This is a genomic window from Chryseobacterium salviniae (assembly GCF_035819015.1).
GTDB classification, from domain to species: Bacteria; Bacteroidota; Bacteroidia; order Flavobacteriales; family Weeksellaceae; genus Chryseobacterium; species Chryseobacterium salviniae.
Genome location: NZ_JAYLAA010000019.1, coordinates 75,509 through 93,429 on the forward strand (window position 1 = coordinate 75,509; position 17,921 = coordinate 93,429).

Below are 17,921 nucleotides of genomic sequence, written 5' to 3' on the forward strand. Positions count from 1 at the left end.
TTCCTTTGCGTAAAAAATATGCTATTTCTGAGTTTCGCAAATACCGAAATTAGTTGCTTGCAACCAAAAGGTTGTCAATCTTCAGGAGCACTTCGTCAATATCAAAAGGTTTGCTGATAAATTCATCGGCGTTACATCTGCTGATTACTTCATGATCTTTGGCATGGGCGCTCATAATCATGATGGGAATATTTGCTGTTTCGGGACGTGTTCTCAGTTCATTGCAAACATCAATTCCGTTTCCGTCGGGCATCATCACATCCAATATAAAGATATCCGGTGCTATAGAAAGATCCCTGTTATTGAATGCTTCTACGGTAGAGAAAGAACGGACATCATAGTCTTCAAATGACAGGAGGAGCTGTAGTGCATCTCTGATGCCTGTCTCATCTTCAAGTATAAAAATTGTTTTCATAACCGTTGCATCGCAAAAACAAAGCCAAATTTTCAGCAACAGTAAAATTTTACAGCAATTGCTAAAAGAATTGTAAAATCTGATTAAGAAGTTTGGTGAAGATCATTGCATTTCCGGCATATTCCGCTGATGACAAAATTATAGCTGTGTGCAGTGAAATTTTCAGGTAGGGTAATATCTGGAACAATATTGTCTATACAGGTGACTTCTTTACATTGTTCACAATTAAAATGTAAATGATTGTGTAAATGTTTTTCCTTGTGGCAATTGTGGCATCTGGCATAATTAATAACCCCGTCCATATTCACAATTTTATGGATTTTACCTTCTTTTTCAAGCCGCTCCAAAACGCGGTATATTGTAACCCGATTGCACAGTCCGTGTAGTTTTTCCTGTATTTCATGATGCGACAAAGCACTGGTAGCATTGTTTAAAAGATGTAGTATTTCTGTTTTTGCCTGTGTGTTTCGTACCTGTTTCATGTTGAATTTAATTATAGGAACCTCATCTGATCTGCAACAAAGTTACAATAAGAATAGAATATTTTAAAATTTATTCAGAAAACAGATGATAATATTAAAAATCAAAGATTTAACTTTCTATGTTCTAAAATAGCAGCAAACCTTTAATTATAGCTCATGTGACTCCTGCATCAAATATTTGGTGATTTAAATTTCATTAAGTAAGAACATTTGCAGTTATTATAATAATTACTCCACCGTAATCCATACCGGCGCATGGTCGCTGCTTTTTTCCCATCCCCGCACATGCTTGTCAACACCTCCCGATTTCAGGTTTCCTGCCAGATAGGGGCTCAACAGGATATGATCAAGCCGCATTCCCGCATTCCGGTTGTAAGAATTATAAAGATAATCCCAAAATGTATACATCGTTTCATCGGGATACAGTGTACGGATCGCATCTGTCCAGCCTTTCGCAAGGATTTGTTTGTAGGCGGTTTTAACCTCCTTTCTGTAAAGCGCATTGTCTTCCCATCGTTCGGGTTTATAGACATCGGATGCTGTAGGAATGATATTGAAATCTCCGATAACAACGGCAGGAAGATCCATTTCTATAAGCTGATTAATTCTTTTTTTTAAGCGTTTGATCCATGCCAGCTTGTAATCGAATTTGGGCCCGGGGTACGGATTTCCGTTCGGAAGATACAGGCAACAAATAACAGTCTGGTTGATAATGGCTTCAATATACCTGCTTTGCCCATCTTCGGGATCTCCGGGTAAAGCGTTTTGCACTTCGGTAATTTCCATGTTTTTTGCAAGTATTGCAACACCATTCCAGCTTTTTTGCCCTTTCCAGATTGCCTGATAACCCGCAGCATTGATTTCACCGATAGGAAACCGTTCTTGTGGAGCCTTTAATTCCTGAAGGCATACAATATCAGGCTGCGCTTCTTCAAGCCAGCGCAGGAGAACAGGAAGCCTGCCGTTGACTCCGTTTACATTATAAGTTGCTATTTTCATATCCTATAGAAATCAGTTGCTTTTATTCCACAATATCCGTTCCATCACAAAGGAATATTTTTCACACAATTTAAATTAAAACTAGATGTGGTATCATAAATGATTGATTTATTAAACTTTGGCAAATAAATTGTTACTATCAGCGTGAGCAATAATAATTGCTGTTTATTTTTAACCATTTTACAATAATATTATGAAAAATTCAATTTTAACAATTCTTGCAGTTGCTGCAATGGTAGCTTGTAAGAAAAATGAAACCACCAATACCGATCAGTCTACAGATTCAGCGGCAATGTCTGCTCCTGCGGATACATCGATGAACGCGGGAGATTCTGCAACTACGGCAATGTCTGATTCTAATGCTGCTAACAGTACATTGAGTGATCAGGATAAAAAATTTGCAGACGCAGCAGCAACAGGAGGAATGATGGAAGTAATGCTTGGAGAGCTGGCTTCAGCCAATGCATCTAATGCATCCGTAAAATCACTGGGAGCAATGATGGTAAAAGACCATGGAAAAGCCAATAACGAACTTAAAAAATGGGCTTCTGCTTCAGGATATACTTTACCAACAACTATGAATGCCGAACAACAGAAACAATACGACGATCTTAAAGCTAAAAAAGGTGCGGAATTTGACCGTATGTACGCAGATCTTATGGTAAAAGACCACCAGAAAGATATTGCTGAATTCAAAAAGCAGGCTGCTGAAGGATCTGAAGCATCGTTAAAGTCCTTCGCAAGCACAACACTTCCTACATTGGAACATCACTTGATGGAAGCTGAAAAGACAAAAAATGCTGTAAAATAATCATACAGAAACATATTCAATATTATAAATCCAATTTAATTGCGGGAGATCTTTTGGTCTTCCGTAATTTTTTTAAAGCGGTGTTAAACTTTTATATAAAAGGCACATAAGATTTGAATAATATATTATTTAAAAAACGATATCCTAAAAATTTTTATTTTTTACTTATATAACTGTTATTTTTAATATAAAACCGAAGCGGCAAAAGAGCGTGCTCTCCGGCATAAGCAACACCGATGCGTGGAGTAGAGACAATTTCACCAGGACTGTACTCTAACCCGGATTCTTCAATCCATATTTCTTCTCCTGTCAAAGGTTTTTGGTTGAATGTCATATCAATTCCCAACGCTTTGCAGACAGATCCGGGACCTGAAGAAATGGTTTTATCAGATGCAGGCCTGTTTCTTCTACTTTCAATAAACGATAACCCTTCAAAAGGCTCAACGGCTCGTACCAGAACACTTTTGGGGTCGTTCTCTCCTGAAACAACAATATTAAAAAGGTGATGAATACCGTAACATAAATAAATATAGGAAAATCCACCAGTCTGAAACATGGCTTCTGTTCTCAAAGTCCGCTTTCCGCCGTAAGCATGGGAAGCTTTATCCTCTTCTCCGAAATACGCTTCGGTCTCGGTAATTATTCCGGCGGTGATTTCTCCGTTCTTTTTCGTGAAAAGTATTTTGCCTAAAAGATTCCTGGCAAGAAAAATCACATCAGGATTTTGATAATATTCCGGTTTTAGCTTTGTCATAAAACATACGTATAATGATTTGAAAGTAATAATTTTAACCTTTAAACGTATATTTTTCTTTCTATTATTTTAAGATAATGTTTTTTTTCGAGTTTTTTGATGCTTCTTACTACGGTTTCAGTACGCAAACCGGTTATCGCACCAAGTTCTTTTCTTGTAAAAGGAACTTCAAAAGCAAATTTAGACAAATCGTTGCTGAAGCTTTTATGATATTCTAAAGCGCCTTTAATCCTGATCTCGGGATGAAGCGAGGTATTGTTCTGCAGCATAATGTATTTGTAATATAATCTTTGGGATAAAAAACTATTGATATCCCTTGAAATTACAGGGTTTTCATCCAGAAGCTTCATGAATTTTTCTTTAGAAAGCGTAATGATGCTTGTCGGCTCAATGGCAACTGCGTTTACGGGATATTTTTTATCAATGAAAAGCAACAGCTCACAGACACTAAAACCATCATGGAGGACAGCAAGAATGAGTTCTTTTCCGTCTTCATTAAAATGACTTAGCTTTATCCTGCCTTTTCTGATCTGGTAAAAGAGTTTCGGAGTGTCTCCTTCTTCGAAAATTATTTCAGAAGTTTTCAGATCTTCAATTGCTGCACCATACGATAGTAAAAGTTCTTCTTCAATTAGCATAATCTGTTTTTTTTAAGTTAAAAACCGTGAAAATTAATTCTAAAATACTCTCTAAGGTATGATTATAAACCGCAAAAAATTATGATCTGTATCATACTACTTTCATTTTGTTTATTTGAAATTTAAATAAATCATTACAGGAGAGCATAATAAATAAAAATATATCTGAATTGATCAGAATCAATCGTATTCTCAGAGTTCTTCTTTAAATTAGATACAACAGATTATAAAATATTCATATGGATACGAAAGAGAAAGACAGGGTAGTCCCAAAAGGGAAGCTTTTGATTATTGGAGGTAAAGAAGACCGGAACGGAACAGATGTTGAAATGAAGCACAGAAATAAAGAGTTTATTCCACACGAAATTCTTAAACTTCTTTTAAAGAATAAAACCGACAGAATTGAAGTTATCACCACGGCCAGTTCAGAGCCTGAAAGCATGCGTGAAACCTATACCAAAACATTTAAAGAGATAGGATATTCCAACTTCGGATTTATTCACTTCACGGGTAAAAATGAAGATGATTATGTGGAAAGGATCAGAAAAAGTAGAGTTGTTTTTTTCACCGGTGGCGACCAGAAAAAAATTTGTGATGAAATTAGAAATACCGAAATCTGTGATGTGCTGATGGAAAAATACCTCAGTGAAAAAGATTTTATCATTGCCGGAACCAGCGCTGGAGCCATGTGCATGCCGGAAATTATTATCTTCGAAGATGAAGAAGATGAAGCCATCCTGGACAATGATATTAGAATTTCAGCAGGACTTGGGTTTTTATCAGAGTGTATTGTTGATACCCATTTTGTTCACAGGGGGAGATTCGGGAGGCTGGCTCATGCCGTAATGCTACACCGTGAATGTTTTGGAATTGGTTTGGGGGAAGATACCGCACTTTTAATTGAAGAAGGAAAGAAAGCAATCTGTAAAGGTTCGGGAATGGTGATCGCAATCAGCGCGAAAGAAATCGGAAAGACCAATATAGAAACAGTGGAAGACGGCCATCCTGTATATGGAGAAAATCTTAAAGTGCATATCATCACAGACGGCTGTTGCATCAACCTTGAATCGGGGGAATTTCACGCTCCTGAATAGATAAACAATAAAATAAAGGAATATGCCTGTCTCAGCTTATTCCTTTACATTTATATCCTTTAAAATGGCTTATTGTAAAACCAGCAGGTTATTTATTTTCGCAACGATATTGTCGAGATCAAACGGTTTCGCAACAAAATCATTTGCTCCGGCATCTGCTGCTATATCATCTCCGTCTACACTTGCAGAAAGTACAATTACCGGGAGATCTTTAATTTCCTGTGTACTTCTGATTGCTTTTAAAACCTGGTCGCCCGATAAAAGGGGCATCCACAGATCCAGAAGAATAAGATCGGGTTTGTCAATCTGAATCTGCTTAATGAGATTCGTACTGTTGATTTCGGTGAAAACGGTAAAACCTTCCGATTCCAGAAGCATCTGCAAAACATCCAGGATTCCCTGATCATCATCACAGACCATTATCTTTTTGCTATTCATTTTCAGTGATTTTTCATGATGGGTAAAGTAAAACTAAATGTAGAACCTTGCCCGATTTCACTTTCTACCCAAAGTGTACCGTTGTGGTTGGCGATGATTTCATGCGAAATATAAAGCCCGATTCCCAGTCCCGGAAATTTTTTCTGTATTTCTCTCGCTCTGAAAAAGCGGTCGAAAATCTTGGCTTTGTCCTGAGCGCTTATTCCCATTCCGTAGTCTGTTACTGAAACTTTTACGAAATTTCCGACCCTGTTGATGTAAATATCTACCTTATCCGATCCCGGAGAATATTTGATGGCATTCGAAATCAAATTATTGATAACCTGTGAGATCTGCAGCTCGTCACCCAGGATTGTAGCATTGGTAGATCCTGTTAACGATATTTTATGATGCGGCGCCGATACGGAAAGGTTTTCAACCGTATCGCGAATGGTTTTATCAATGTCAAAAGGATCAAGATGCAGTTCTATATTTCCCGACTGTATCTTGGAGGTATCCAAAAGATCAGAAATAAGTATATTCAGACGGTCTACATACACCGAAACTTTATCAAGGGTTGTGTTGAATTTTTCAGGAGAATTTTCAGGAACCATTCTCTGTAGCAGCTGCACAAGGCCTTTTATGGTGGTAAGAGGGGTTTTCAGCTCATGGCTTGCAATCGACAGAAAATCATCTTTTCTTCGGTCAAGTTCCTTTTTCTCAGTAATATCTTCAATCGCAATAAGGATTCTGTCTTTATATTGTCCTTCAAATTCGATACGGTAAGCATTCAGGAGCATTACTTTTTTACCGATGTGCGGAAAATCATGTTCTACTTCATAATCAATCACCGGATTATTGGTAGGTAATATCTTTGTAAGAAGCTCTTTCAACGGTTCAATATCCCATTGATGATTACCCAGCTCAAAAAGAATTTTCCCTACGGTATCTTCTGAAGTTACTTTAAATGAATTTAAAAAATGCGTATTAGCACTCAATACTCTGTAATCGGCATCAAGTACCAGCAAACTTTCTCTCACGGTCTGCACAATACTTGAAAGAAAAGCTTCACTGTCTACAAGTTCTCTTGTTCTTTCAAGAATCTTTCTTTCTACTGAAGATTTTTCTTCCCTCAGTTCATGCTCTGCTTTTTTGCGTTGTGTGATATCATTTTGCACCCCGATGAAATGCGTGATAACGCCGGCTTCATTCTTTACAGGGGAAACATAAAGTTCATTCCAGAAAAGTTTTCCGTCTTTTTTGTAATTTCTTATTTCAAGTTTGCAGTCTTTTCCTTTTCTGATGCAATCTTTAATGAAATCTCTTTCGGGCTGTGATCTGTCCTGTCCCTGAAGAAACCGGCAATTGTGCCCGATGATTTCATCATGCGAATATCCTGTGATGGTTTCAAAGGCCCTGTTACAATAGACGATAGGATTATCCGGCTGGGTATTATCGGTGATGATAATTCCGCAGTTGGCAGAGTTCAGTGCCTGTATATAAATGTCAATGTTGTTATTCATCAGATTATAGCTGTTTTGTCAAGTTTCCAAGCTTTAAACTTTCATTGATGTGCAAATATGGGAAAAAGAAGAATGTTTTGCAAATTTCCATAAATGCTACAAGGTTATCCGCAAATAATATGCCTTCAATTTAATTTTTCAATTTAATATCTAAAAAGTATGCGTTTTTTCTATTAAGTAGGATAAGAACGTATCTTTACTTTTTATAATTAATATGAAAAAAATCGGGATTATAGGATATGGCTGGCTGGGATCAAGAATAGGTGAAAGATTTTCTGGAAATTTTGAAATATTTACAACTACCACATCGCCGCAGAAGCTTCAAGATATCCGTTCTAAAGGAATTCACGCAGATCTTGCATGTTTTAGTGAAGAGAAAAACGAATTTCCTGAGCTGTGGAATAATGTTCCTGAGCTGGATATCCTTATTATTACGGTTCCTTTTTCGGAAAGAAGATCATCGAAGAAAATACTGGAAAAGAAGCTTTCAGACTTATTTTCATTTACAGGAAAATTTGAAAAGCAGGTATTTTTTATGAGTACCACAAGCGTTTATCCTGATGAGCCCGGACTTTTTACCGAAGAAATGCAGCCTGCTGAAAATGTTTTTGTTGAAAATAAAGTTAAAGAGGCTTTTCCACAGGTCAATATCTTGAGACTTGGCGGATTGATGGGAGATTCAAGGCTTTTGAAGAATTTCAATATTTCAGATTTATCAGGTGTTGTCAATCATATTCATTACAAAGATATTGCAGAAGTGATTTTAAAAATGATTGAAAAAAATATTAAAGAAGAATTGTATAATGTTGTTGCACCGCTTCATCCATCAAAACAGCAAGTTTTAGCGGCACAGAATAATCAGGAAATTGAAGGGATAAAGCAAAGCGATGATAAGAGAATTATCTCATCTGAAAAACTCATTTCAGAATTAGAGTATACTTTTATTTATCCAGATCCGGAACACTTTCATGAAGATCGTAATATTAATTTACTGTAAATTTATTCATATTAAAAAATATTTTCAGGTTTTGCTTAAAAATGGTCTGCTTTATGCTAAGACAATGATGAGCCGCTTAAAAGCTTACTCTACACAAACACCTTAAAATATTAAATTATGAAAGAATCTACACAATGGGAAAATTCCCCTTCACTTAACAGAGAAATTGAACGCCAGAAAGCCCTTAAAGTTCTTGAAAAAGCAAAAATGATCAAAAGAAAAGTAATATTCCTTCCCAAAGGAGCTACGGGAAATGCAAGATTGAACGATATTTTTTAATACTGCTTTAAAATTTACCAAATTAATCAATACTCATAAACCATAGCAGTTTTTCTGTTATGGTTATTTGTTTAAAAGATGATTTTACTAAACTACAATACATTCTTTTTATGCAGAATAAAAGATGATTTATAAATAATATTTTAATACATTAGTCAACATGAATTCTCCGGAACAAATCGAGGCCGAAAGACTACTTTCCGTACTTTTTTATTCTCCCAATGCAACTGCTGTTTATAGAGGTGATGAAATTACAATCATCAGTGCCAACCAGGCCATGCTTAATTTCTGGGGGAAAGATAAGAGTATTATAGGAAAACACTTTCGTACGGTTCTTCCGGAATTGGATGATCAGCCTTTCTTCGATATTCTTAAAAATGTTTGGGAATCCGGAGAAACATTCACGGCAAAAAATTATCCTGCCGTTTTGCCTACGGAACAGGGCCCGCAGAAGTTCTATTTTGATTTTGAATATAAAGCATTGCTTGATGAATTTGGAAAAACGGAATACATTCTTCACACGGCATCTGAGGTTACCGAAAGGCATCAGGCCATGAATCTTGTTGAAGAAAAATCAAAATCGGAACAAAGACTGATTAATGATCTTTCTGCGCTGAATGACGAATATCTTACCACCAATGAAGATCTGGTACTCAAGCATGAAGAGCTTTTCGTCATAAATACCGAACTGCGTAATACCAGAAAGGAGCTCATCACGGCAAATCATACATTGTCTGAAAATGAAAAACGCTTTAAGACCCTGGTGGAAAAATCGCCGGTTGCGATGGCATCTTTAAGAGGTGAACGTTTTGAAGTTGATATCGTAAATGATATGGTATTACAAATCTGGAATAAAGACCGGTCGGTCATTGGTAAACCATTGGAAGAAGCTTTGCCGGAACTGAAAGATCAGGTTTTTATTGATATCCTTTCCAGCGTGTACAAAACGGGCCAGCCTTATTACGGTAAAGAAATTAAAGCCTTATTCCATAATGGGGAAGAGATGAAGGAGCATTATCTCAATTTTGCCTATCAGCCTATTTTCGATGAGAATAATAACAGTGTCTCTATTCTTATTGTTGCAACTGATGTTACAGAGCAGGTAGTTGCAAGAGAATCGGTAACGGAATTCAAAAACAGGCTGGAGATTGCCATGGATGCAAGCAGGCTGGGCTCAACAGAAGTAGATCTTGCTACCGGAAAAATGGAAAGTACCCCACAGTTCAAATACAATTACGGATATGCGGCAGATGAAGAATTCACGTATCCGGATCTTTTCAATGCAATTTTCCCAGAATATCGGGATCACATAAGGGATCTTGTCCGGGAAGCAATTCTTACCAACGGAGTATACAAAGCCGAATACCCTATAAAATGGAGGGATGGATCAACTCACTGGATACAGGCACACGGGCGCCCAAGATATGATAAAAACGGAGTTGCCGACAGAATGGTGGGAATGACAACCGATATTACCGATAAGAAATTAGCAGAACAACGCAAAGACGATTTCCTCAGTGTAGCAAGCCACGAGCTTAAAACCCCGCTTACCGCAGTAAAAGCTTCCATACAGCTGCTGAATCGTATTAAAGATAAACCCTACTCTCAAACACACGTCAAATTAATTGAACAGTCTGATAAAGGAATTGAGAAAATGTGCATGCTGATTGATGATCTCCTGAATATGAGCAGGCTGGGGCAGGATCAGCTTATGTTGCAGTATAAGACGTTCAACCTTCATGAAATGTTGGCCAAAAGCTGTAATCATATAAGGATTGAAGACAGATATCAGATCATTCTGAAAGGAAATCAGTTGCTTGAAATACATGCAGACGAACACAGAATAGAACAGGTTATTGTAAACCTTGTGAATAATGCCATGAAATATGCCAAAGAGTCTATGGAAATCCATATTCTCACAGAATCTTTAGAAGATCAAATAAAAGTTTCCGTACAGGATTTCGGAGAAGGAATTTCAGAATCTGTAATCCCGTATCTTTTTGACAGGTATTACCGCGCCGATCATCTGGGGACATCATATTCCGGGCTGGGTCTCGGATTGTATATCTGTTCTGAAATTATCAGGAAACATTCAGGGAAAATAGGTGTAGACAGCAAAATCGGCGAAGGCAGCACATTCTGGTTTACCCTTCCGAAAAAAACAGAGCATATCGTTGCCGATGCTGCCCTGAATTAATATTACTTTTTCCATAAAAGAATATTCCCGGATGTTATTACTGTAAGCTTCTTACGCTAACATTCGGAGCTTCTCCTTTGGGTACGATGAAAATCGCATTATCATTTACCGCATCGCCACTGTCAAGAAAATATCCTGCAACAATAGGAATAACAAAACTCTGGTATTTACCGTCTTTAGAATAAGCCCAGTACGTAACATTCACATTGTGCGGCTTTAATCGTAGTTCAATTTTTTTGGATGTCAATTTTGCGCCTGTTGCATTCAGGCAGTTTACTTCCGCCAATGTTGTATTAGGAACAATCTGAGGAGCGCTGTTCAGCCTGATGTTATAATTTTTCTGTGTATTGTTTATAAGTCTGGCAGATACCTTATAACGGTCGAATTCTTTGCCGCCAACCGTTATCGCTTCTTTGTTTAGGATGTTAAAAGTCACTGAAAGTCCGTTTACATCTACCGATTCGCCGTCTGTTATTTTCTGTGCGCTGACAAAAGAAAAAGAGGTAAGTACAATGAAAACAGAAGAATAGAATAGTTTTTTCATGATAATATTAAGTTTTTATAATCGTGTTATATTTCATAATAAAAGTAATGAAAATTATGAATATACCACACTTGTTTAGTAATTTTTATGATACCGGATATATTCTTTTTTTATAAGACCTCAATTCCATATTTTTTAGGAGCTGTTTCCAGCTATCCACTATTACTCCTCACGCCTTAGCCTGCCATCCCAATCCATCAGCTTGCCTTCTCTTGTTGCGGGGTAGCCGTTTCTATCTGGGCTAAGAATTTGCGACTGCTAAAAAAAATCTTCAAGGTTTAGGCCCTGAAGATTTTAATAAAAACACTCCTGAGTTTGACTGAGTGCATTATTTTTCTAATTTAATGATGTCGTACACCTTTCTGATGGTAATTAATATTCTTGTTTACGCTTTCGTAATTTTTAGGGATACTACCTCCTTGTTCATTAAAAGCATGACTTCCGGAATTATGCTCATCCATTGTTGGCGTTTCAAAATGAATCTCCTTACCGTTTTTATACAGCTTATTATCAAAAGTTCTGTAAATCTGATTTTCTCCGTACGTATTCCCATCCGGAGCGGTAAAGGTTTTCTTTTGCATCTTTCTTTTTCTGGTTATTCCCCAAGCAACTGCTGTTCCTGCACCTACAAGCGCTAATGCGAGTTTTATTTTGTTGTTCATAATATGATGGTTTTTTAAAATTAATTTAAATGTTTACTATTAAGGCTGGCCGCTTCCTCCTGCTGCACCATAAATCTGTCCTGTGGAAAAACTGGCATCATTTGCGGCCAGCTGCACGAATATCGAAGCCAGTTCGGCAGGTTGTCCGGGTCTTCCCAACGGCGTATCAGCTCCGAATTTCACCAGATTTTCCTGGGTTTGTCCTCCGCTTACTTCAAGTGCTGTCCAAACCGGTCCCGGTGCAACACCATTTACACGGATTCCTTTCGGGCCAAGCTGTTTCGCTAAAGATTTAACATAGCTTGTGGTAGCTGCTTTCGTTTGTGCATAATCATAAAGGTTTTCAGAAGGATCGTATGCCTGAACCGAAGATAATCCGATAATTGACGAGCCCGGCTTCAAATGCGGAAGCGCCGCTTTGGTAATCCAGAAAGGCGCGTAAATATTGGTTTTCATTGTCCTTTCAAATTCTTCAGTACTAATGTCAAGAATCGATTCATGAGTTTTCTGATGTCCGGCGTTATTCACTAGAATATCAAGTCCTCCAAGCTGATCAACAGCCTGTGCAACAAGTTTTTTACAAAATGATTCATCGCGGATATCTCCTGGAATGGCTATGGCTTTTCGTCCTGCTTTTCTGATCAGGTCAATAACCTCTGCTGCATCCGGCTCCTCTTCGGGTAAATAATTAATGGCAACATCGGCTCCTTCACGTGCATAAGCAATCGCCGCAGCACGCCCGATCCCGGAATCTCCGCCGGTAATAAGCGCTTTCCTTCCCATCAGTCTTCCTGATCCTACATAGCTTTTTTCACCATGATCCGGAACAGGATTCATTTTGCTTGCCAATCCGGGAAAAGGCTGCGACTGGCTTTTAAAAGGGGGGCGCGGATATTTTGTAGTGGGATCCGTAAGATCCGGTCCGGTAGAATTTCCTGGTTTTTGGTTTTTTGATTGTGCAAACACGCCCGGAGAAACAGCAGCAACTGCAACAGTGGCCGCAAGCTTTCCAAGAGCATTTCTTCTTGTGATTGATTTTTCCATAAATAGTAAGATTTGGTGTGGTATGGCTTTATAAGCCGGCTGCAGAATATATAGCAATGAATATTCCAAGCTGCCCAAACTTTCGTTTTTTAACAGAAATTACCGTTTAGGTTTAACGTTTATCTAAAAATTTAAGCACTTTTTGAATAAATATTTTAGTAATTTTATATCTGGCGGCAAGATAGTTGCTAAATTTTAACACCAAATGAAAAATTCATATGAACATCCACTTAACCAAAGAACCCCAAAAGAACAATGAAAAAAATAATTCGGATCATTTTCTGAATGATGTTCTTACGGGTCTTCACAGCAGTCCTAAACACTTATCTTCAAAATATTTTTACGATAAAAAAGGAGACGAATTATTCCAGAAGATCATGGCAATGCCGGAATATTATCTTACCCGATGCGAACTTGATATTTTTCAAAATAAAACGGCTGAACTTTCAAAAGCAATCAGATCTGATGACGAACCTTTCGACCTTATTGAACTCGGAGCCGGAGACGCCATGAAATCAACATATCTCCTCAAATATTTAAACAAAAAAGGAACCGATTTTACCTACATGCCGATTGATATTTCCGGGAATATCCTGTCCGTGCTGGAAAACAACCTTAAAGAGCAGCTTCCTGATATTAATATTACCCCTTTGGAAGGAGAGTATTTCCAGATGCTGAAAAAAGCCATGAAGCTTTCGTCAAGAAGAAAAGTAATCCTTTTTTTAGGTGGAAATATAGGAAATATGACGCAAAAAGAAGCAGAGAAATTCTGTGCTTCGTTACATCAGCTACTGAACAGCAAAGATATTGTACTGATCGGTTTTGATCTTAAAAAAAATCCTTTTACGGTACTGAACGCATACAGTGACCAATCTGGGATTACACAGGAATTTAACCTGAACCTTTTATCAAGGATCAACCGTGAGCTGAATGGTAATTTCGATGTTGAACAATTTGAGCATTATGAATCTTATGATCCTATTACCGGAGCATGCCGAAGTTTCTTGGTAAGCTTAAAAGACCAGCAGGTAAACATTGCAGGGGAAACAATTGATTTTGAAGAAAATGAAGTGATTGATATGGAAGTTTCCCAAAAATTTTCAAAATCCGACATTGAATATCTTGCTGAAAAATCTGGGTTTTTAATAGAAGGAGAAATTACCGATTCGAAAAACTGGTTTGTAGACAGCATCTGGAAAGTAAACAAATAAAGACAACAACATGGAAACCACTACAAAACTAAAACCTATTTTGAAAAAATTTCTGGATGTGAGAGCACGTTCCGAAGAAATTTGCCAGCCACTTGAGATTGAAGACTATGTAGTACAGCCTATTGTAGATGTAAGTCCTCCGAAATGGCATTTAGGGCATACAACATGGTTTTTCGAAACGTTTATATTAATTCCGAATTTTCCGTCGTATGAAGTTTTTGATCCGCAGTATAATTTCGTATTCAACAGCTATTACGAAACCATTGGCGCAAGAGTGATCCGTACCGACAGGGGAAACCTGAGCAGGCCTTCCGTTTCAGATGTTTATCAATACAGAAAATATGTAGACGGAAAAATGACTGAATTTCTTAACAGCCATCATATGTCAAATGAAATTCTGCCGCTTTTAGAATTAGGTTTAAACCACGAACAGCAGCACCAAGAGCTTCTGATTACCGATATTAAATATATTCTGGGACACAATCCGCTTTTTCCTGCTTATAAAAACGATGCTCATCAGAAAACAAAAGATTCTGCTGAAAAAGAGATGCTTCATTTTTCAGAGGGAATTTATGAAATCGGCTTTGACGGACCCGGATTCTGCTTCGACAATGAAATGGGTAAACACAAAGTGTACCTTAATGACTTTGCCATTTCCAACCATTTAGTTACGAACGCAGAATATCTTGAATTCATGGAAGCGAGAGGATATTCGGATTTCAGGTTCTGGCATGCCGACGGATGGAACTGGGTAAAGGAAAACAATGCGCAATCTCCTTTATACTGGCATAAAATTGACGGAAAATGGATGCATTATACTTTGAACGGACTTAAGGCAATTGATCCTGAAGAAGAGCTTTGTCATATTAACTTTTACGAAGCTTCAGCTTTTGCTGCCTGGAAAGGAATGCGCCTTCCGACCGAGCAGGAATGGGAAGCTGCATCATCATGTTTTCCGTGGGGAAAAAGATGGGAATGGACCAACAGTGCCTATCTTCCGTATCCCGGTTTTAAAAAAGAATCCGGTGCGGTAGGGGAGTACAACGGAAAATTCATGGTCAACCAAATGGTGTTGCGTGGAGCATCTGTGGCAACATCTCCGGGACATAGCAGGTATACCTATCGGAATTTTTTTCAGCCTGAACTGAAATGGCAGTTTACGGGGATAAGACTTGCAAAATAAAAGATGAAGAACCAAAAACCATCGTACCTGAATTTTGATTCCGATACCTATTCCTGGAAGCCGGATATCAATTACAAAAAACATCCCGAAAAATATAAAGTCGGAAAAGGGGAGCAGGGCGTACTGATCTGTGAACCTTATAAATCTGAAATTGGCAAATACTGGCGGTTTAAAGATGCCGCGATTGCGGAAGAAAGTTCAGCGAAAATATTCGAACTGTTTAAAGAATATCTGAATCAAAATGATTTTGTCGGAGCAGACATGGCCAGGAAATATTTACAGATGGGCTTTACCAGAGCGCGAAGATATTTCAATTATAAAAGCGGCCGGAAATACGATCCGGAAAATAATTACAAACCTTTAGAGCGCGGAACCGGAGATCCCGAAAAAGAAAAATCCGCAGCGGTTTTTTTCAACAAATGGAAAGAAGCCGAAGCGGATGCTCAATATGCGCAAATGAAAAAAGAGTGGAAAGAGAATTTAGGCTAGATAAAACAGAATGTACCAATGTATCAGCGTATCAGTTTACCAATAATCAATTGCTACATTGTTACACTATAATTTCACTGCATTAATCATTTCCCTTTTCCCCGGAGGCCCCAGTTTCTTTTCCACTTTAAAATTAAGTTCCTGAAGAATCCTTCTCACACTTCCTTTTGAAGAGTAGGTTGTTAACAAACCGTTAACCGCCATTTTGTCAGAAACCATTTCAAACAGAGGCTTTTCCCAAAGATCGGGTTGAACTCGTGCTCCGAAGCAATCAAAATACACAAGGTTGATTTTAGGTAAGTCTATGTTTTTCAGGTCGAAAAAGTCACATTGTATCTTTTTTAATGTGAAGCCTTTAATAATTTCAGCTTGTTTCTCCCACTCCGCCTGATGAATTTTTTGATAAATATTTTTGAATTCCGGGTTATCAAAAAGCTCAAAATAGGCCAGATCGTTCATTTCAGATTCATTTATGGGATATTTTTCCAGCGTAAAATAATTAATGATATGATTTTTGTCAGTTTTTAAATATTCATTAATTGTTACCAAAACATTCAAACCTGTTCCAAAACCGAGTTCTAAAATATTAATTTCATAATCATTTATTAAATTTAATCCATTTTTGATAAACACATGTTCTGCTTCCTGAAGTGCGCCGTGATGGGAATGGTAGTTTTCATTCAAGTCATTGATATACAATGTTTTACTGCCATCATTAGTGGTCTTAATTTCTCTTTTCAAACTATTTTTTTACAAAATTACTCTAAAATTTTTATATTTAGAAAATTATGTTAAATTTGTAGAACATCATAAAAAATTTTAGAAATGATAATTCAAAAGACTGAAAACTCCCGGATTTCTACATTCGACCCAAACAATTTTTCCTTCGGTAATACTTTTATTGATCACATGATCATCTGTGAGTATGAAGATGGAAAATGGGGTGATGTAAAATTGGTTCCTTATGGTCCATTGATGTTTACGCCTGCCATGATGGGGGTAAACTACGGACAGGCTTGTTTTGAAGGCATGAAAGCCTATAAAGACAAAGACGGACAGGTTTTCCTTTTCAGGCCCGAAAAGAATTTTGAACGTATCAACAAATCGGCAAAACGTCTGGCAATGCCGGAAGTTACGGAAGAGATGTTCCTGGATGGATTAAAAGCTTTGGTTGACATCGACAGAGACTGGATCCCTCACGGAGAAGGAATGTCTTTATACCTCAGACCTTTAATTTTCGCTACGGAAGAAGCACTAAAAGCAAGAGTATCGAATAAATATATGTTTGCGATCGTGGCAACACCGGCGAAAAGCTACTACACAGCTCCTGTTTCCGTGAAAATTTCAGACCATTATTCCAGAGCGGCGAGCGGAGGGGTAGGTTCTGCAAAAGCAGCCGGAAACTACGCCGCATCGTTCTATCCTACACAGCTTGCGATTGAAGAAGGTTATGAGCAGATTATCTGGACAGATGATGCTACCCACGAATACTTCGAGGAAAGCGGGACAATGAATGTTTTTGTAAGAATCAACGATACGATCTATACCCCGCCGACTTCAGAAAAAATCCTGGACGGGGTTACCAGAGACAGCTTTATTCAATTGGCTAAGAAGAGAGGAATTGAAGTGAAAGTAGAACCGATTAAAGTAAAAGATGTTATCGAAGCTCAGAAAAACGGAACCCTGAAAGAAGTTTGGGGCGTTGGAACAGCCGTGGTAACAACCGTTTTTGAAGCGTTAGGCTATCAGGGAGAAAAGCTTGCACTGCCAAAACTTTCCAATGAAGAAAGCTACGCAGAATTGCTTAAAAATGATTTGGTAAGCCTTCAGAACAACCTTTCCGAAGATCCTTTCGGATGGAGAGTATTGGTAGACCATGTATTGGAAACTGTATAATTTTCAGATATAAATATTGTAAAAGCCGGGATTTCCCGGCTTTTTTTCGTTTACATATGTTAAATATTTCCAGAATGTTTCCACTATGTTTGTTCTGCTGCATCTTAATATCTCGCGCATCCTTACAATACTTTCTAATTCCCCTCCTCCGGAGGGGTGGCGAAAATTCGAAGAATTTTTGACGGGGTGGTTAAAAAAAAGGATACTACTGAATTGTCAATAGTGACTGTATCTCTAAATTTTCAATCCACTTTCATCCTAGCCACGATTGCAGCAATTGTCTGAG

Annotated in this window: 20 protein-coding genes; 9 read left to right on the forward strand and 11 right to left on the reverse strand. The window is 37.8% G+C overall.

What is annotated here, in order from left to right:
* Positions 1-49 precede the first annotated feature (49 nt).
* The 3 genes from SOP96_RS05275 to xth all read right to left on the reverse strand — a co-directional run bounded on the left by SOP96_RS05275 (position 50) and on the right by xth (position 1,896).
* Positions 50-415: a response regulator transcription factor gene (locus SOP96_RS05275; protein WP_326320001.1), complete on the reverse strand. Its 366-nt coding sequence runs from the start codon at positions 413-415 to the stop codon at positions 50-52.
* An 83-nt stretch (positions 416-498) separates the two neighbouring features.
* Positions 499-897 carry a Fur family transcriptional regulator gene (locus SOP96_RS05280; protein WP_326320002.1) on the reverse strand — a complete coding sequence of 133 codons (399 nt, stop codon included), beginning with the start codon at positions 895-897 and terminating at the stop codon, positions 499-501.
* Between the two features lie 228 nt (positions 898-1,125).
* On the reverse strand, positions 1,126-1,896 hold the full coding sequence (gene xth, locus SOP96_RS05285; protein WP_326320003.1) for an exodeoxyribonuclease III: 771 nt from the start codon (positions 1,894-1,896) through the stop codon (positions 1,126-1,128).
* Positions 1,897-2,089: 193 nt separating this feature from the next.
* Here xth and SOP96_RS05290 point away from each other — a divergent pair, with 193 nt between their 5' ends.
* The gene (locus SOP96_RS05290; protein ID WP_326320004.1) at positions 2,090-2,707 is read left to right on the forward strand and encodes a DUF4142 domain-containing protein; all 618 of its coding nucleotides are present in this window, start codon (positions 2,090-2,092) and stop codon (positions 2,705-2,707) included.
* Between the two features lie 154 nt (positions 2,708-2,861).
* Here SOP96_RS05290 and SOP96_RS05295 read toward each other — a convergent pair whose 3' ends face one another.
* Both SOP96_RS05295 and SOP96_RS05300 read right to left on the reverse strand, forming a co-directional pair.
* Positions 2,862-3,461: a DNA-3-methyladenine glycosylase gene (locus tag SOP96_RS05295; protein WP_326320005.1), complete on the reverse strand. Its 600-nt coding sequence runs from the start codon at positions 3,459-3,461 to the stop codon at positions 2,862-2,864.
* A gap of 41 nt (positions 3,462-3,502) precedes the next feature.
* On the reverse strand, positions 3,503-4,099 hold the full coding sequence (locus SOP96_RS05300; protein ID WP_326320006.1) for a Crp/Fnr family transcriptional regulator: 597 nt from the start codon (positions 4,097-4,099) through the stop codon (positions 3,503-3,505).
* Between the two features lie 239 nt (positions 4,100-4,338).
* On the opposite strand from SOP96_RS05300, the gene SOP96_RS05305 reads away from it, so the two are divergent.
* The gene (locus SOP96_RS05305) at positions 4,339-5,193 is read left to right on the forward strand and encodes a cyanophycinase (protein ID WP_326320007.1); all 855 of its coding nucleotides are present in this window, start codon (positions 4,339-4,341) and stop codon (positions 5,191-5,193) included.
* Positions 5,194-5,262: 69 nt separating this feature from the next.
* On the opposite strand, the gene SOP96_RS05310 is transcribed toward SOP96_RS05305, so the two are convergent.
* Both SOP96_RS05310 and SOP96_RS05315 read right to left on the reverse strand, forming a co-directional pair.
* Complete coding sequence (locus SOP96_RS05310) at positions 5,263-5,631, reverse strand: response regulator transcription factor (protein ID WP_326320008.1); 369 nt, start codon at positions 5,629-5,631, stop codon at positions 5,263-5,265.
* 2 nt (positions 5,632-5,633) lie between these two features.
* On the reverse strand, positions 5,634-7,133 hold the full coding sequence (locus tag SOP96_RS05315) for a PAS domain-containing protein (protein WP_326320009.1): 1,500 nt from the start codon (positions 7,131-7,133) through the stop codon (positions 5,634-5,636).
* A 214-nt stretch (positions 7,134-7,347) separates the two neighbouring features.
* Here SOP96_RS05315 and SOP96_RS05320 point away from each other — a divergent pair, with 214 nt between their 5' ends.
* The 3 genes from SOP96_RS05320 (at position 7,348) to SOP96_RS05330 (ending at position 10,606) form a co-directional block, all read left to right on the forward strand.
* On the forward strand, positions 7,348-8,130 hold the full coding sequence (locus SOP96_RS05320; RefSeq protein WP_326320010.1) for a Rossmann-fold NAD(P)-binding domain-containing protein: 783 nt from the start codon (positions 7,348-7,350) through the stop codon (positions 8,128-8,130).
* Between the two features lie 117 nt (positions 8,131-8,247).
* Positions 8,248-8,409, forward strand: coding sequence for a hypothetical protein (locus tag SOP96_RS05325; RefSeq protein WP_326320011.1), 162 nt, complete (start codon positions 8,248-8,250; stop codon positions 8,407-8,409).
* Positions 8,410-8,569: 160 nt separating this feature from the next.
* The gene (locus tag SOP96_RS05330; RefSeq protein ID WP_326320012.1) at positions 8,570-10,606 is read left to right on the forward strand and encodes a PAS domain-containing sensor histidine kinase; all 2,037 of its coding nucleotides are present in this window, start codon (positions 8,570-8,572) and stop codon (positions 10,604-10,606) included.
* 37 nt (positions 10,607-10,643) lie between these two features.
* On the opposite strand, the gene SOP96_RS05335 is transcribed toward SOP96_RS05330, so the two are convergent.
* The 3 genes from SOP96_RS05335 to SOP96_RS05345 all read right to left on the reverse strand — a co-directional run bounded on the left by SOP96_RS05335 (position 10,644) and on the right by SOP96_RS05345 (position 12,856).
* On the reverse strand, positions 10,644-11,150 hold the full coding sequence (locus SOP96_RS05335; RefSeq protein ID WP_326320013.1) for a hypothetical protein: 507 nt from the start codon (positions 11,148-11,150) through the stop codon (positions 10,644-10,646).
* A 341-nt stretch (positions 11,151-11,491) separates the two neighbouring features.
* On the reverse strand, positions 11,492-11,812 hold the full coding sequence (locus tag SOP96_RS05340; RefSeq protein ID WP_326320014.1) for a hypothetical protein: 321 nt from the start codon (positions 11,810-11,812) through the stop codon (positions 11,492-11,494).
* Positions 11,813-11,851: 39 nt separating this feature from the next.
* The gene (locus SOP96_RS05345) at positions 11,852-12,856 is read right to left on the reverse strand and encodes an SDR family oxidoreductase (RefSeq protein ID WP_326320015.1); all 1,005 of its coding nucleotides are present in this window, start codon (positions 12,854-12,856) and stop codon (positions 11,852-11,854) included.
* A gap of 218 nt (positions 12,857-13,074) precedes the next feature.
* Between SOP96_RS05345 and egtD the strand changes: the two genes are divergently transcribed.
* The 3 genes from egtD to SOP96_RS05360 are packed head-to-tail and all read left to right on the forward strand — an operon-like array spanning position 13,075 to position 15,739.
* Positions 13,075-14,067 carry an L-histidine N(alpha)-methyltransferase gene (gene egtD / locus SOP96_RS05350; RefSeq protein ID WP_326320016.1) on the forward strand — a complete coding sequence of 331 codons (993 nt, stop codon included), beginning with the start codon at positions 13,075-13,077 and terminating at the stop codon, positions 14,065-14,067.
* Positions 14,068-14,077: 10 nt separating this feature from the next.
* On the forward strand, positions 14,078-15,250 hold the full coding sequence (egtB, locus tag SOP96_RS05355; RefSeq protein WP_326320017.1) for an ergothioneine biosynthesis protein EgtB: 1,173 nt from the start codon (positions 14,078-14,080) through the stop codon (positions 15,248-15,250).
* A 3-nt stretch (positions 15,251-15,253) separates the two neighbouring features.
* Positions 15,254-15,739 (forward strand): DUF4385 domain-containing protein, encoded by a 486-nt coding sequence (locus tag SOP96_RS05360; protein WP_326320018.1) that lies wholly within the window; start codon positions 15,254-15,256, stop codon positions 15,737-15,739.
* 66 nt (positions 15,740-15,805) lie between these two features.
* Here SOP96_RS05360 and mnmD read toward each other — a convergent pair whose 3' ends face one another.
* Positions 15,806-16,480: a tRNA (5-methylaminomethyl-2-thiouridine)(34)-methyltransferase MnmD gene (mnmD, locus tag SOP96_RS05365; protein ID WP_326320019.1), complete on the reverse strand. Its 675-nt coding sequence runs from the start codon at positions 16,478-16,480 to the stop codon at positions 15,806-15,808.
* An 84-nt stretch (positions 16,481-16,564) separates the two neighbouring features.
* Here mnmD and SOP96_RS05370 point away from each other — a divergent pair, with 84 nt between their 5' ends.
* Positions 16,565-17,635, forward strand: coding sequence for a branched-chain amino acid aminotransferase (locus tag SOP96_RS05370; RefSeq protein ID WP_283423445.1), 1,071 nt, complete (start codon positions 16,565-16,567; stop codon positions 17,633-17,635).
* The last annotated feature ends 286 nt before the right edge of the window (positions 17,636-17,921 follow it).